The sequence below is a fragment of the Chromobacterium indicum genome (assembly GCF_039708975.1).
In the GTDB taxonomy this organism is placed as follows: Bacteria; Pseudomonadota; Gammaproteobacteria; order Burkholderiales; family Chromobacteriaceae; genus Chromobacterium; species Chromobacterium piscinae.
Genome location: NZ_JAYFSJ010000011.1, coordinates 80,699 through 95,456 on the forward strand (window position 1 = coordinate 80,699; position 14,758 = coordinate 95,456).

Annotated in this window: 10 protein-coding genes; 6 read left to right on the forward strand and 4 right to left on the reverse strand. The window is 63.1% G+C overall.

The features are described from left to right. Both ccoO and ccoN read right to left on the reverse strand, forming a co-directional pair. Positions 1-615, reverse strand: coding sequence for a cytochrome-c oxidase, cbb3-type subunit II (gene ccoO, locus VA599_RS15975; protein ID WP_021478125.1), 615 nt, complete (start codon positions 613-615; stop codon positions 1-3). Between the two features lie 15 nt (positions 616-630). Continuing rightward, positions 631-2,055: a cytochrome-c oxidase, cbb3-type subunit I gene (gene ccoN, locus VA599_RS15980; protein WP_021478124.1), complete on the reverse strand. Its 1,425-nt coding sequence runs from the start codon at positions 2,053-2,055 to the stop codon at positions 631-633. Positions 2,056-2,513: 458 nt separating this feature from the next. On the opposite strand from ccoN, the gene VA599_RS15985 reads away from it, so the two are divergent. Both VA599_RS15985 and pepN read left to right on the forward strand, forming a co-directional pair. Continuing rightward, positions 2,514-4,307 (forward strand): M61 family metallopeptidase, encoded by a 1,794-nt coding sequence (locus VA599_RS15985; protein WP_346789472.1) that lies wholly within the window; start codon positions 2,514-2,516, stop codon positions 4,305-4,307. Positions 4,308-4,401: 94 nt separating this feature from the next. Next, entirely contained in the window at positions 4,402-7,020 is a 2,619-nt protein-coding gene (pepN, locus tag VA599_RS15990; protein WP_021478122.1) for an aminopeptidase N, read from the forward strand. A gap of 72 nt (positions 7,021-7,092) precedes the next feature. On the opposite strand, the gene VA599_RS15995 is transcribed toward pepN, so the two are convergent. Both VA599_RS15995 and VA599_RS16000 read right to left on the reverse strand, forming a co-directional pair. Further along, entirely contained in the window at positions 7,093-7,518 is a 426-nt protein-coding gene (locus tag VA599_RS15995; RefSeq protein ID WP_104946333.1) for an Hsp20/alpha crystallin family protein, read from the reverse strand. 115 nt (positions 7,519-7,633) lie between these two features. Continuing rightward, the gene (locus tag VA599_RS16000) at positions 7,634-9,292 is read right to left on the reverse strand and encodes an ABC transporter substrate-binding protein (protein ID WP_346789473.1); all 1,659 of its coding nucleotides are present in this window, start codon (positions 9,290-9,292) and stop codon (positions 7,634-7,636) included. Positions 9,293-9,420: 128 nt separating this feature from the next. Between VA599_RS16000 and VA599_RS16005 the strand changes: the two genes are divergently transcribed. The 4 genes from VA599_RS16005 to VA599_RS16020 all read left to right on the forward strand — a co-directional run bounded on the left by VA599_RS16005 (position 9,421) and on the right by VA599_RS16020 (position 14,411). Continuing rightward, complete coding sequence (locus tag VA599_RS16005) at positions 9,421-10,623, forward strand: MFS transporter (protein ID WP_346789575.1); 1,203 nt, start codon at positions 9,421-9,423, stop codon at positions 10,621-10,623. Between the two features lie 58 nt (positions 10,624-10,681). After that, positions 10,682-11,602, forward strand: a complete 921-nt coding sequence (locus tag VA599_RS16010) for an alpha/beta fold hydrolase (protein ID WP_346789474.1) — start codon at positions 10,682-10,684, stop codon at positions 11,600-11,602. A gap of 683 nt (positions 11,603-12,285) precedes the next feature. After that, positions 12,286-13,554 (forward strand): RidA family protein, encoded by a 1,269-nt coding sequence (locus tag VA599_RS16015; protein WP_104946336.1) that lies wholly within the window; start codon positions 12,286-12,288, stop codon positions 13,552-13,554. Positions 13,555-13,781: 227 nt separating this feature from the next. After that, a complete protein-coding gene (locus VA599_RS16020) occupies positions 13,782-14,411 on the forward strand; it encodes a 2OG-Fe(II) oxygenase (RefSeq protein ID WP_346789476.1) in 630 nt (209 codons plus the stop codon). Positions 14,412-14,758: the final 347 nt, after the last annotated feature.

Sequence of the window (14,758 nt, forward strand, 5' to 3'; positions counted from 1 at the left end):
TTAGCGCCTGTTCTTCACGGCAAGGCCCAGGCCTTGCAGGTAGGCGACGACGGCGTCCTGCTCAGATTTGCCTTCCACCTGGGACTTCGCCTCGGCGATGTCCTTGTCGGTGTAGGGCACGCCGACCAGGCGCAGGGCTTCCATCTTCTTCGGCACCACGTCGGCGTCGGCCAGGTTCTTGGCCAGCCACGGGAAGGCCGGCATGTTCGACTCCGGCACCACGTCGCGCGGGTTGTTCAAGTGCACGCGGTGCCATTCGTCGGAATAGCGGCCGCCGACGCGGGCGAGGTCGGGGCCGGTGCGCTTGGAGCCCCACAGGAACGGGTGGTCGTACACGGATTCGCCGGCCACGGAGTAGTGGCCGTAGCGTTCGGTTTCGGCGCGGAACGGGCGGATCATCTGGGTGTGGCAGGTGGTGCAGCCTTCGCGGATGTAGATGTCGCGGCCTGCCAGCTGCAAGGCGGTGAACGGCTTGACGCCGGCCACCGGTTCGGTCACGGATTTCTGGAACGCGAGCGGCAGGATTTCCACCAGGCCGGCCACGCTGACCACCAACAGGGTCAGCACGATCAGCCAGCCTACATGCTCTTCAATCAGTTTCTGGATTCTGTCCATGATTATTCTCGCCTGTTAATGTGCTTCTGCGGTGATGGCCGGGATCTTGGCATCGACGGCGCGGCCTGCGACGACGGTGCGGTAGGTGTTGTAAGCCATCAACAGCATGCCGGAGAGGTACAGGAAGCCGCCCAGCAGACGCACCGTGTGGTACGGATAGGTGGCTTTCACCGCCTCGACGAAGGCGTAGGTCAGGGTGCCGTCCGGGTTCAGCGCGCGCCACATCAGGCCTTGCATCACGCCGGAGATCCACAGCGCGGCGATGTAGAGCACCACGCCGACGGTGGCCAGCCAGAAGTGGGCTTCGATCAGCTTGACGCTGTGCATGGTTTCGCGGCCGAACAGGCGCGGGATCAGGTAGTACATCGAGCCGATGGTGATGAAGCCCACCCAGCCCAGCGCGCCGGAGTGCACGTGGCCGATGGTCCAGTCGGTGTAGTGGGACAAGGCGTTGACGGTCTTGATCGACATCATCGGGCCTTCGAAGGTGGACATGCCGTAGAACGACAGCGACACCACCAGGAACTTCAGCACCGGGTCGGTGCGCAGCTTATGCCAGGCGCCGGACAGGGTCATGATGCCGTTGATCATGCCGCCCCAGGACGGCGCAAGCAGGATCAGGGAAAACACCATGCCGACGGACTGGGTCCAGTCGGGCAGCGCGGTGTAGTGCAGGTGGTGCGGACCGGCCCACATATAGGTGAAGATCAGCGCCCAGAAGTGCACCACGGACAGGCGGTAGGAATACACCGGACGGCCGGCCTGCTTGGGAACGAAGTAGTACATCATGCCGAGGAAGGCGGCGGTCAGGAAGAAGCCCACCGCGTTGTGGCCGTACCACCATTGCACCATCGCGTCGACGGCGCCGGAGTACACCGAATAGGATTTCCACATGGTCACCGGCACGAAGGCGGAGTTGACGATGTGCAGCAGCGCCACGGCCAGGATGAAGGCGCCGTAGAACCAGTTGGCCACGTAGATGTGCTTGACCTTGCGGATGGCGATGGTGCCGAAGAACACGATCGCGTAAATCACCCAGATCACGGCGATCAGCAGTTTGATCGGCCATTCCAGCTCAGCGTATTCCTTGGAGGTGGTGAAGCCAAGCGGCAGCGTGATGGCCGCCAGCACGATCACCAGTTGCCAGCCCCAGAAGGTGACGGCGGCCAGCTTGTCGGAAATCAGTCTGACGTTACAGGTACGTTGCACCACGTAGTAGGAAGTGGCGAACAGACCGCAGCCGCCGAAGGCGAAGATGACGGCGTTGGTGTGCAAGGGGCGCAGGCGGCCAAAGTGGAACCAGGGCCCGAAATTGAGCTCCGGCCACACCAGCTGGGCCGCAATGATGACGCCCACCAACATGCCGACTATGCCCCAAACTACGGTCATGATGGCAAATTGGCGCACCACCTTATAGTTATAAGTGGGTTGCGTTTCCATTTAAGGTTTTCTCCAAGGTTGCTAACTCAGAACATGACAAACCGAGGCGGCTTGAACTTTTCAACCTCATCCCAATCTGGAAATTGGAAAGCAAGCCGCGGGGAACCGTGTAGTGAAAGTCGAATCAGGTGCTTGACCTGTACCGATAGGCTTTGATGTCTGTATTAGCAGTTTGCCGGCCTTTTCGATAGCACCAAATTCCCACGTATCCAATGCCGTTATTCTAAATCAAATGCCTTATGCGAGCCAGTTGCATAGTCGGCTTGGATCGGTTCTTGTCTGTCCCAATTCTCGCGGTATTACGAGGGTAGCGATACGAATAGTGCATGTTGCTACGCATGCAATTGTATTGGCGTATTGGTATGACTTCTTGACATGGATCAATACGCCATGAGGGCAACCGCCAAAATCGCGGAAATGCTAGAATCATCAAGTTTTGCAACGCTTGCAGGCTGATCATGACCCAACCCGTCCCAGTACAATACACGCTGCGCCCGGTGTCGCCGGAAGCGCACCTGTTCGAGGCAACCGTCATCGTTACGCACCCGGCCAAGGATGGCCAGGTGTTTTTTTTGCCGGCGTGGATTCCCGGCAGTTATATGATCCGTGAATTTTCCAAGCACATCGTCGAGATGGAAGCCCGCGCCGGCGGCAAGCCGGTGGCGCTGCGGCAGCTGGAAAAGAACCGCTGGCAGGCGGCGCCGGTCAAGGGCGCGCTGACGCTGCGCTATCTGGTCTACGCCTTCGACCTGTCGGTGCGCGGCGCCTACTTGGACGGCGAGCGCGGCTTCTTCAACGGCACCAGCGTGTTCCTGGCCGCTGAGGGCTATGAAAACGAGCCCTGCGCCGTGGAGATCCTCGCGCCGGAAGGCAAGGCCTACGCCGATTGGAAAGTGGCCACCAGCCTGCCCGCCGTCGACATCAAGAAAAAGAGCGGATTCGGCGGCTACCAGGCATCCAGCTACGATGAGCTGATCGACCACCCGGTGGAAATGGGCGAGTTCCAAAAGGTCAGCTTCAAGGCTTGCGGCGTGCCGCATGAGTTCGTCGTCTCCGGCCGGTTCCAGGGCGATCTGAAGCGATTGGCCGAAGACACCAAAAAGATTTGCGAATACCAGATCAAGCTGTTCGGCGAGCCGGCGCCGTTCGAGCGCTATGTGTTCATGCTGTTCGTCGGCAAGGACATCTACGGCGGCCTGGAGCACCGCGCGTCCACCGCGCTGGTGGCCAACCGCGACGATCTGCCGGCGCCGGGCGCGGCAGAGGTCAGCGACGGTTATCTGAAGTTGCTGGGCCTGATCAGCCACGAATACTTCCACAGCTGGAACGTCAAGCGGATGAAGCCGGCGGCGTTCACGCCGTATGACCTGAACCGCGAGGGCATGACCCGCCTGTTGTGGGCATTCGAAGGCATCACCTCCTATTACGACGACCTGACCCTGGTCCGCTGCGGCCTGATCGACGAGAGGCGCTACCTGGGCCTGTTGGCGGAAACCATCACCGGCGTGCAACGCGGCGCGGGCAGAATGAAGCAGACGCTGGAGCAATCCAGCTTCGAAGCCTGGACCAAGTACTACCGCCAGGACGAGAACAGCCCCAACAGCATTGTCAGCTACTACACCAAGGGTTCGCTGGCCGCGCTGGCGCTGGATCTGCTGATCCGCCGCGACAGCAAGGGCAAGCAGTCGCTGGACGATGTGATGCGCGCGCTGTGGCGCAAATGGCTCGCCGACGGCAAGGGCCTGGAAGAGGATGAGTGGGAAAAGATCGCGATCGAAACCACCGGCCTCAAGCTCAAGCCCTTCTTCGATCTGGCGCTGCGTTCCACCCAGGACCTGCCGCTGCTTGAACTATTGAAGAGCCAGGGCGTGGAACTGAAATTCGAGGCCGCGCAGGGCGCGTCCGACCGCGGCGGCGTGGTAGATGCCTTCGCCGCCAAGCCGGCGCCGCTGACGCTGGGCGTGAAGACCGCGGCCGACGCCGCCGGCGTCAAGCTGGTCCAGGTGCTGGACGGCGGCGCCGCGCAACAAGCCGGCTTGTCCGGCGGCGATGTGGTGGTGGCGGTGGACAGGCTCCGCGCCTACGATTTGGACAAACAACTTGCCCGTCTGGCCGTGGGAGACAAGATCAAGCTGCACGCCTTCCGCCGCGACGAACTGATGACTTTCGACGTGGCGCCGCTGGCCGCGCCCGAGGATACCTGCCGCCTCAAGCTGGAAGCCAGCGGCGGCAAATGGATTGCAGGCCGCTGACAGAGCGGTCGATTTCGACCAAGAGCGGCGCCGACCAGACGCCGCGCCGTCTATGAAAGAGACCGGCCACGAGCCGGACCATAAGGAGACACGCATGGCTCAACAGCCAGAAGTCAAGTATCGCAAGGATTATCGGGCTCCGGCCTTCCTGATCGACCGCGTCGATCTGGTGTTCGACATCGAGGACGAGGCCACCCGCGTGCAGTCGCGGCTGGTGGTCACCCGCAACGGCGATTCCGCCGAGCGCGACCTGACGCTGGACGGCAGCGCCAAACTGCTGGCCGTGCTGCTGGACGGCGAAAAGCTGGACGAGACCCGCTACGGCCTGGCCGACGACGTGCTGACCGTGCGCCAGGTGCCGGACAGCTTCATCCTGGAAGTGGAAACCGAACTCGATCCGGCGGCCAATACCAGCCTGATGGGCCTGTACGCGTCCAGCGGCAACCTGTTCACCCAGTGCGAGCCGGAAGGCTTCCGCAAGATCACCTACTATCTGGACCGTCCGGATGTGATGGCCAAGTTCACCACCACCATCAAGGCCGACAAGCAGAAGTACCCGGTGCTGTTGTCCAACGGCAATAAGGTGGGCGAGGGCATGGTGGACAAGAAGCGGCACTGGGTCAAATGGGTCGACCCCTACCGGAAGCCGTCCTACCTGTTCGCGCTGGTGGCCGGCAAGCTCACGGCCTTGAAGGACAAGTTCGTCACCATGCGCGGCCGCGAAGTGGCGCTGGAGATCTGGACCGAGCCCGCCGACCAGGACAAGACCGCGCACGCGATGGAGTCGGTCAAGCACTCGATGAAGTGGGACGAGGAGCGCTTCGGCCTGGAGTACGACCTAGACATCTACATGATCGTCGCGGTCGGCGACTTCAATATGGGTGCGATGGAGAACAAGGGCCTCAACATCTTCAACACCAAGTACGTGCTGGCGCGCCAGGACACCGCCACCGACGCCGACTTCGAAGGCATCGAGGCGGTGATCGGCCACGAATACTTCCACAACTGGACCGGCAACCGCGTCACCTGCCGCGACTGGTTTCAGCTGAGCCTGAAGGAAGGCCTGACCGTCTACCGCGACCAGGAATTCAGCGCCGACATCTACAGCCGCGCGGTGAAGCGCATCGAGGACGTCAAGGGCCTGCGCATGGCGCAGTTCCCGGAAGACGCCGGCCCGACCGCGCACCCGATCCGCCCGGACAGCTATATCGAGATGAACAACTTCTACACCATGACCGTGTACGAGAAGGGCGCGGAAGTGGTGCGGATGTACGAGACGCTGCTGGGCCGCGACGGTTTCCGCAAGGGCATGGATCTGTACTTCAAGCGCCATGACGGCCAGGCCGTCACCTGCGACGACTTCCGCGCCGCGATGGCCGACGCCAACGACGTCGATCTGTCGCAGTTCGCGCTGTGGTACAGCCAGGCCGGCACCCCGCGGCTGGCCGTTTCCTCCAGCTACAATCCGGCCGAGCGAAGCTACACGCTGACCGTCAAGCAGAGCTGCCCGGCCACGCCGGGCCAGCAGGCCAAGCTGCCGTTCCACATCCCGCTGGCGCTGGGCCTGGTGGGCCAGGACGGCCAGGACTTGCCGCTGCGCCTGAAGGGCGAGGCGGAGGCCGTCGGCGTCTCGCGCGTGCTGGACGTCAAGGCCGCCGAGCAGAGCTTCACCTTCGTCGACATCCCGGCCGAGCCGGTGCCGTCGCTGCTGCGCGGCTTCTCCGCGCCGGTGAAGCTGGAATACGACTGGCGCGACGACCAGCTGGTGTTCCTGATGGCCAATGACAGCGACAGCTTCTGCCGCTGGGAAGCCGGCCAGATCTTCGCCGAGCGCCTGTTCAAGCAGTTGCTGGACGACGCGGCCGCCGGCCGCGGGCTCAAGCTGTCGGAAACCTTCATCGGCGCCTTCCGCGCGGTGTTGAAGGACCATAGCCTGGATCCGGCGTTCAAGGCGCTGATGCTGAATCTGCCGAGCGAGGGCGAGATTCTGGAAATGGTGGACGTGGCCGATCCGGCGGCGATCCACCTGGTGCGCGAATTCGTGCTGGACCAGCTGGCGCAGGCGCTGCGCGGCGAATGGCGCGAGGCTTACGAGCTCAGCCTCACCCGCGAGTACAAGCCGCAGGATTCCGGCAAGCGCAGCCTTAAGAACCGCGCGCTGTGGATGCTGAACCGCCTGGACGACGCCTGGCCGGCCGAGATGGCCGCCAAGCAGTTCCGCGACGCGGACAATATGACCGACCAGATGGGCGCGCTGCTGGCGCTGCGCGACCGCGACGGCCAGGAGCGAGACGATTGCTTTACCGACTTCGCCTCGCGTTGGCAGAACGAGGCGCTGGTGATGGACAAGTTCTTCACCTTGATCGGAGGCAGCCAGCTGGACGGCACGCTGCAGCGGGTGGAGGCGGCGCTGCATCACCCGGCGTTCAGCATCCGCAATCCGAACAAGGTGCGCTCGCTGCTGGGCGCTTTCGGCGCCAACCTGCATCACTTCCACGCCGGCGACGGCAGCGGCTACCGTTTCATGGCCGACCGCATCCTGGAGCTGGACGCCATCAATCCGCAGGGCGCCAGCGGCCTGACCCGCGCCTTCCGCCGGATGCAGAAGCTGGAGCCGGGCCGGCAGGCGCTGATGCGCGCCGAGCTGGAGCGGATGGCCAAGGCCGAGCTGTCCAAGGACGTGTACGAGATCGTGTCCAAGATCCTGGCCTGATTCGCGTCATCGCCAGTGAAAACGCGCCGGGAGACCGGCGCGTTTTTTATTGCCGCGGGGCCGAGGCTGAGCTTATTCGATCCGCAGCCGCTGGCCGGAGCCGCCGCTGCGGCGCTTCGGCAGCGTCAGGCTCAGCACGCCGTTTTCATACCGGGCGCTGGCGGTTTCGCGGTCGATGTCCTGCGGCAGCTGGAAGCTGCGCGACACCAGGCCGTAGTAACGCTCGCTGCGCAGCGGCCGCTCGTCTTTGCCTTGCTGGTCGAACTGTTTGATCTCGGCCTTGATCGTCACCAGCGCGCCGTCGATGTCGACGTGGATGTCTTCCTTGCCGACGCCCGGCAATTCGGCTTCCACCTGATAGGCGTCGCCGGTTTCCTTCACATCCATCTTGATTTGCGCCGGCAGCGCGTCGCCGTGCAGCGGCTTGACGAGGAACCCCGGGGTGAAATCGCGGAAAAACTCGTCAAACAGGCTATGGCGGGCAGGCAGCATGCTCATTTGCTTCTCCTTTCGGTTCAGTGGCTTACGGCGGTTCGCCGTCCTGTGGATGAAGATGAGGCGCATGTCCGCGGTTTCAAGCGGCGGAGCGCGTTCTGACTTGACGCGCGTCAACTCAGCCGCGCAGCCACAGGCCGGCGAAGTCGGTCCAGCCGTTGCCGCCCAGCTGCAAGCCGGCCAACTGCGGGCTGGCGTCGTGGCCCAGCGTCTCGTGCGATAGCGGCAGCATCCAGCCTTCGGCCACCAGCCAGTCGCCGGCGCGGCGGTAGCCGTCCTGGCGCGCGGCGAATTCCGGTTCCGCCTGCAGGCTGCGCATGTCCCGGGCCAAGCGGGCGGCGGCGTCGGGCGCCAGTCCCAGTTGCAGCGTGCTGCAGCCGCTCAGCCATTCGAACATGCCGTAGTCGCGGTCGTCGTGCAGCAGTTCGCTGCACAGGATCAGGTCGGCGTGGTCGCGCCAGGCGGCGCTGTCGAAGAATTCGCGCCGCGACAGGCCGTGGATGTCGAGCGCGATGCCCTGTTGCGCGAGCCGCTGCGCCAGCGCGGCGGCCAGCGGCGGGAAGCAGGGCAGATCGTAATGGAATAGCGTCAGCCGCGCGCCATCCAGCCGAGGCGGCGGAACCGGCGCCGGGCGCGGATGGCGCCAGCCCGGCTGCAGCCCCAGCGCCGGCGCGCGCGCGTCGCAATCGGCCACCGGATGCGGCTCGGCGAGGAGGCGCATCAGCGGCAGCCGCTGCCCGGCCTCCACGCGGACGCTGCGCGGCGACAGCAGCAGATAGGTGCAGGCCGACTGCTGCATGGTGGCGCCGCGCTGATTGCCGTATTCCAGCCGCAGGTGGAAGTCCTGTTCGGTCGGGGAGGGGATGATCCACAGCTCGATCGCGTCCAGCAGCGCGCGTTCGCGGTAGTGTTGGTCGAATGCGGCCAGCTTCAGCCGCTGCGGGCTGCTCAGCTCGACGCGGAACGGCCCGCTGCCCACCGGCATGCGCTCGAAATCCGCGCCGCGCCGCATCGGCACGATGGACGAATTGGCGGTGGCCAGCCGCTGCGGCCACAGCTGGTCGGCTTCGGACAGCCGGCAACTGAACGACAGCGCGTCATGGACGTCAACCTGTTGCAGATGGCCGTACAGCGCGTGGTAGGGATTGTCCGGCTGCTTGAGCCTGAGCAGGCTGGCGGCCGCGGTTTCGGCGTCCAGCGCTCCGCCGTCGTGGAAGCGCAGGCCGGGGCGCAGCCAGAATCGCCAGTTCCGGCCCGCCGCGTCAGCCTCCCAATGGTGGGCCAACGCCGGCCGCAGCTCCTGGCCCAGGCGGTCGTGGCGGCACAGCCGGTCGAAGATCTGCCGCACCAGGTGGGACTCCAGCCGGGAGTTGACGTGCTGCGGGTCCAGCGTCAGCGGCGGGTGCGGAATGGGAATGCGCAGGCTGCGTCCGCTGTCGCCGGCGCCAAGGTGTTGCGGCAGGGCGGCCAGCAGCCGCTGCTGCCTGGACGGCTCCAGCCGGGAGAAGGCCTGCTCCAGCTGGCCTCGCGCCAGCATGCCTTGCAACTGCTGCCATTCCAGCTCGTCCGGCCGCTGCAGCAGCCTGAGCGTGGAGCGGTGGCCGCGTCCGCGGCCAGCCCGCCATTCCAGCCAGCCCAGCTCGCGCATCCTGGCCAGCTGCAGCCGCGCGTTGCGTTCGCCGCATCGCCATAACTCGGCCAGCTGCGGCAGGCCGGGTTGGGCCGGGGCATCGCCGTAGGCCAGGTAGAGTTGCTGGTATTGCTGCTGCAGGCGCATCGGGACTCCTGTTGGGATGGGCAGGATAAAAGCGGAAGTATTTATTCAGGATTGTATCCATTTTTACATTCCTCTTTATCGGCAATACTGCAGCGGTTCCCTTTGCTTTACAAGGTGTTGTCGTGGATATGCGTTCTTCCGTGGTGCGGCGCGTGCTGCTGTCTTCCTTCTTGTTGTCCCTGTCGCGGGCGGTGATCTCGCCGCTCTTGGTGTTGGCGCTGGGCAAGCAATTGCAGCTGTCGGTGCAGGCCACCGGCACGCTGCTGGCGGCGGTGCTGCTGGGGTCCGCCTTGTTCGGACTGTACGGCGGCTACTGGCTGGACCGGCTGCCCAGGGGGCCGGCCCTGCGCGGCGCGGCGGTGCTGATGGGGGCGGGCAGCGTGTTGCTGCCTTACGGCCATAGTTACGCGACGGTGGTGACGGCGCTGGCGGCGGGCGAGCTGGCGATGGTGGTGTACAGCATCGCGGTGAAGGCGATACTCAGCGACGTGGTGGCCGAGCAGTGGCGCAGCAAGGCGTTTTCGATGCGCTACACGCTGGCCAACGTGGCCTGGGCGCTGGGGCCGATGCTGTGCGCCGGCATGCTGTTCTGGCATGAGACGGCGCCTTATTGGCTGGGAGGCCTGCTGGCGCTGGCCGGCCTCGCGGCGCAGCCCGGGCTGCCGGAGCGGCGGCATGATCCGGCGGCGCTGCCCGACGGTTTCGCCGCCACGCTGCGCACGCTGGCCGGCGACCGGGTGCTGGTGTGGTTCACCCTCAGCAGCCTGCTGGCCTACGTGGTGTATGGCCGTTTTTCCGGCTATCTGCCGCTGTTTCTGCTGACGCGCATGGATGAGGCGGAGGCGATGCGCTGGATGTCGGCGTTGATCAGTTGCAACGCCGTGGTGGTGGTGCTTTTGCAATACCCCTTGGGCCGGCTGCTGAAGCCGAATCGCCTGATGCGGGCGATCGTCGGCGGCTTTCTGCTGATCGGCGCTGGCATGTTGTGGCTGGGCAGCGTGGACAGCCTGCCGCTGATGTGCGCGGCGATCGCGCTGTTCACTCTGGGCGAGATCGTGCTGGTGCCGGCTGAATACCTGTACATCGACGCCATCGCGCCGGACGCGCTGAAGGGCAGCTATTACGGCGCGCAGAATCTGGCTTCTCTGGGCGGCGCGCTGGGGCCGGCGATGGTGGGCGTGCTGCTGTCGCATGGGCCGTCCTGGGTGGTGTTCGCCATATTGGCGCTGCTGTGCGTGGCTGGCGCGGGGCTGGCGCTCTACAGCGAGCGGCTGCGTTTGGGGCAGGACGGCGCGCGAACGGCTTTTCCTTTGCCGGGTTCTTTGTCATGATCAAGCGTTTGCTTGAATTGCCGCGCAGACGGCGATGGCATCGGCCAGCGAGGAGAATATGGAGAAATTGCAGCAGGACTTATGGGTGCCGGTCAGCGACGGCGAGCGTTTGCATCTGAAGCGCATCTGCGGCCGCGAAGGCGGCGCGCCGGTGCTGATGGCGCATGGCGTGATGGCCAACGGCCGCACCTTTTATACCGAGTCAGGCAAGGGCCTGGCCCACTTCCTGGCCGACGCCGGCTACGACGTGTACGCAGCCGACCTGCGCGGCCGGGGCCGCAGCACGCCCAAGATCGGCCCGCATTCCCGCCACGGCCAGACCGAGACCATTTGCGAAGACCTGCCGGCGCTGCATGACTTCGTCCGCAGGAAAAGCGGCGGCCAGCAAGTGCACTGGATCGCCCATTCCTGGGGCGGCGTGCACATGACCAGCTGCCTGGTCCGCTTCCCGGAAATCGCCGCCCAGGTGGCGAGCGTGGTGTATTTCGGCTCCAAACGCAGCGTGCGGGTGCGCAATCTGAACAAGCTGATCGAGGTGGATTTCATGTGGTGCACCGCCGCGCGCTGGCTGATCAAGGCCTGCGGCTATCTGCCGGCGCGGCGCATCCGGCTGGGGGCCGACGACGAGAGCGACAAGAGCCATCTGCAGAGCAAACTGTGGGCCCAGCCCAAGCCGTGGGTGGACAGCGACGACGGCTTCGATTACGCCGAAGCCGCGCGGGCGGGCCATTTGCCGCCGGTGCTGTATTTCGCCGCCGCCAACGATCCCTGCCGCGGCCATCCGGAAGACGTGCGCCGCTTCCGTGACGAATCCGGCCCGCATTTGTCGCGCTTGCACCTGTTGGGGCGGCGCACCGGCCATCTGCACGATTACAACCACGTATCGCTGCTGACCCACCCGGACGCGCCGGGCGACCACTTTCCGCTGGCGCTGGATTGGCTGGCGGGGCGCTACGACGCAGTGGCGGAGAATTATTGAGCCGGCTTGGCTTGGATGGCTGGGTCTTGGATTTCAGCGCCCATTCTGCATTTTTTGCGTGAGAGAGGCCGCATGGATGACATGCGGCCTCTCGCGTATCTTTATCCGCGCCACCGCGCCACCGCGCCACCGCGGCGCTCGGGAGCGGCCTTGCCCGGCTGGCGAGTCATGGGCTGCGCGCTAATTTATAATTCGGCCCCTCATTTAAAAACGCGATAAACAACCAATCATTTGGCGCCGAATATTGTCGATGTTGATCATTGTCAAATCCGGCTTCTATGGGATATGTTTGATTTTGCGGTTTCAAAGAGCAGGTGTGAAGAAAATGGCAGTATGAAGTATTAGCATTAAAGAGCAGTTTTAGTTGAATATGCGACATGATGGATGGCTATGTTCTGTGGTGGCGGCCTTTTACTCAATTCGAATTGATTCCTTAAGCCTTGTTTTGTTGTCGAGCCGTATTGACAGCCCTGGGCGATGAACCGATAAAATCTGGACTCTTGATTGTATTGCTTCCACTTCTCGCGGTTTCGGCCTTGGCTGGTTTTATGTTTTTGCCGAGGGTTTATCTGGTGGCGAAGTGGATTAAATAATGGCAATGCCAATGGAGCGGCGGTTGTCGATGGCGAAGCGATATATTCGGCCATGCTGCGGATTAATTCGAACGAAACAGGTATACCATCATGAGTAGCTTCAACGCGGTACTGGCAAGGAATTCGGAAAAGGCGCCAACAGGAATGGGTCCGTACTCCCAAACCGTAGCCTTCTCGCACTATAACAATCTGTCGGCTCAATTGCCGGTGGATCCCGCGACGGGGCGTTTGGTGGCTGGCGGTGTCAAAGAGCAGGCCGAAAGATGCTTCAAAAATATCCAGGAAATTATAAAAAGCATCGGCCATGAGATGAGCGATGTGGTGAGGATCACCATTTTTCTGCAAGATATCTCCGACATGCATGCGGTCAATGCGGTGTATTCCGCCTTCTTCCCGGATTATGTCCCTACCTTGACGACTGTCGCGGTCGCGGCTTTGCCGATGGGAGCCTTGTTGCAGGTGGAGGCTCTGCTTTCCAATGGCGAGGGCACCATTCCCAACGCGCCGCAGGCTGGAGATCTGGTTAAGATCGCAAGCGATAGCCGCAATGCGCCGACCAGCCATTTATCTACCCAATCGGTAGCCTTTTCCCATTACAACAATATTTCGGCTCAATTGCCGATTGATCCTGAATCCGGAAAGCTGGTCGCCGGCGGCGCAAGAGAGCAGGCGGTTCAGTGCTTGAAGAATATCCGGGCGATTCTGGAAAATATCGCCGTGCCGTTTGACGATATTGTCAAAGTCAATATTTTCCTTAAAAACCTGTCGGATATCGAATCGGTAAACGAAGCTTATCGCGCGTTCTTCCCCGACTCGGCCATCGCCCGGGCCGTGGCCTATGTTCCGGCGCGCACGGTAGTGGAAGCCACGCTGCCTATGGACGCTTTGGTGCAAATTGAAGCGGTGGTGTCGCATGGAGACGGCACGCCGCCGCAAGCGGTTGAAGACAGGCACGGCATCGTGATCAACGCGCATAACACTGACAACGCTCCCCGTTGCCCGCTTTCTACGCAAACGGTGGCGTTCTCCCATTACAACCATCTTTCCGCTCAATTGCCTTTGCATCCTGAGACGGATGAAATGGTGGCTGGCGGCGTGAAAGAGCAGGCCGCGCAGTGCTTGAACAACATCAAGGCCATCGTGGAAAGCATAGGCCACGCGATGGGCGATGTGGTCAAGGTCAATGTTTTCCTTAAAAACATCGCGGATATGGATGCAGTGGACGAGGTTTACACCACCTTCTTCCCCGGCGGCGTTCCCGCACGGCGGGTGGTGGGCGTTGGCGCCTTGCCTCGCGGCGCGATGATACAAATCGATGCCGTGGTGGCCAATGCCGAGGGCACGCCTCCGAAAGCATAAGAAGTCGTTTTTTTGGCTAAAAGAGAGCGGGATTATTTCCGCTCTCTTTTTGCATTGCCCGCGCAGAGCCTGCCCAAGGCTGGCCTGTCCGGAGCCCGCTTGAGGGTTGCGGAGACGCCGTTGCTCGCGGCTCGGCCGGATAAGCGTGCAAGGATTGATATTCGACATTCGCCAGCGGGTGCGGCATGTGGTAGAAAGCGTCAGCCCGTTTTCTGGACAACTTCGACATGACCGCGCTGCAATTCGAACTCGACGCCGTACTCGACACCCTGGCCGACCAGGGCTGGATCGTCATCCCCCGCGCCTTGCCGGCGGAATTGGTCGCCAATCTGCGCGAGGCCTGCCTGCAAGTATGGGACGACGGCCGCTTCCACGAGGCCGCCACCGGCCGCGCCGATGGCCAGGCGCGCCGCGCCGAGATCCGCTCCGACTCGGTGCTGTGGCTGGATCAGGTGGATGAGCTGCCGGCGGTGCGCGCCTACAACGCCGCGATGGACGAAATCATGCAGGCGGTGAATCGCGGCCTGTACCTGGGCCTGGCCGAGCTGGAGTCGCATTTCGCCGTCTACCCGGAAGGCGCGTTCTACAAAAAACACCTGGACCGCTTCCGCGACGACGACGCCCGCGTGTTGACCACGGTGTTCTACCTCAACGAGAACTGGCCGGCCGACGGCGGCGGCCAGATCCGGCTTTATCTGGACGAAGCCTGCGAGCAGTTTATCGACGTGGAGCCGGAAGCCGGAACCTTGGTGTTGTTCCTGGCCGACCGTTTCTGGCATGAGGTGCTGCCGGCGCGGAAGCAGCGGCTATCTGTCACCGGCTGGTATCGCCGCCAGGGCGACAGCTTGCCGTGGTGAGGGGGGATGGTTTAGCGTGAGTGCCGGCCCTTATTTTATGAATCCGCTGCGCGGATGATGATTTCGATGCCGGTTCCGCCCGGCGAACGGGAAGGGAGATTTGTTCGGCCAAATCTCCCTTCACCCTCAAGGCCGCCCTGCAAACCTGGCCTGCGGCTTCCTGCCGGTTCCCGCCAGATCCGAGGCGCGGCTGAACTCGCGATTTGCTACCGTCAAATCGCTCAGACAAACAGCCGCTTAAGACCTCGGATCTGTCACCCGGCAGCAGGTTTGAAGGGGGGCGGGCGCGTCGGATATGTGGTGTTCTTCGTTGCGCTCAAGCGAGGCGTCAAGCATAAGATATTGAG

What these genes read in the sequence shown, in the direction of transcription:
- VA599_RS16015 (WP_104946336.1), top strand. Translation starts at nt 12,286, where the DNA reads ATGAGTAGCTTCAACGCGGTACTGGCAAGGAATTCGGAAAAGGCGCCA.
- VA599_RS16010 (WP_346789474.1), top strand. Translation starts at nt 10,682, where the DNA reads ATGGAGAAATTGCAGCAGGACTTATGGGTGCCGGTCAGCGACGGCGAG.
- VA599_RS16020 (WP_346789476.1), top strand. Translation starts at nt 13,782, where the DNA reads ATGACCGCGCTGCAATTCGAACTCGACGCCGTACTCGACACCCTGGCC.
- VA599_RS16005 (WP_346789575.1), top strand. Translation starts at nt 9,421, where the DNA reads ATGCGTTCTTCCGTGGTGCGGCGCGTGCTGCTGTCTTCCTTCTTGTTG.
- VA599_RS15995 (WP_104946333.1), bottom strand. Translation starts at nt 7,518, where the DNA reads ATGAGCATGCTGCCTGCCCGCCATAGCCTGTTTGACGAGTTTTTCCGC.
- pepN (WP_021478122.1), top strand. Translation starts at nt 4,402, where the DNA reads ATGGCTCAACAGCCAGAAGTCAAGTATCGCAAGGATTATCGGGCTCCG.
- ccoO (WP_021478125.1), bottom strand. Translation starts at nt 615, where the DNA reads ATGGACAGAATCCAGAAACTGATTGAAGAGCATGTAGGCTGGCTGATC.
- ccoN (WP_021478124.1), bottom strand. Translation starts at nt 2,055, where the DNA reads ATGGAAACGCAACCCACTTATAACTATAAGGTGGTGCGCCAATTTGCC.
- VA599_RS15985 (WP_346789472.1), top strand. Translation starts at nt 2,514, where the DNA reads ATGACCCAACCCGTCCCAGTACAATACACGCTGCGCCCGGTGTCGCCG.
- VA599_RS16000 (WP_346789473.1), bottom strand. Translation starts at nt 9,292, where the DNA reads ATGCGCCTGCAGCAGCAATACCAGCAACTCTACCTGGCCTACGGCGAT.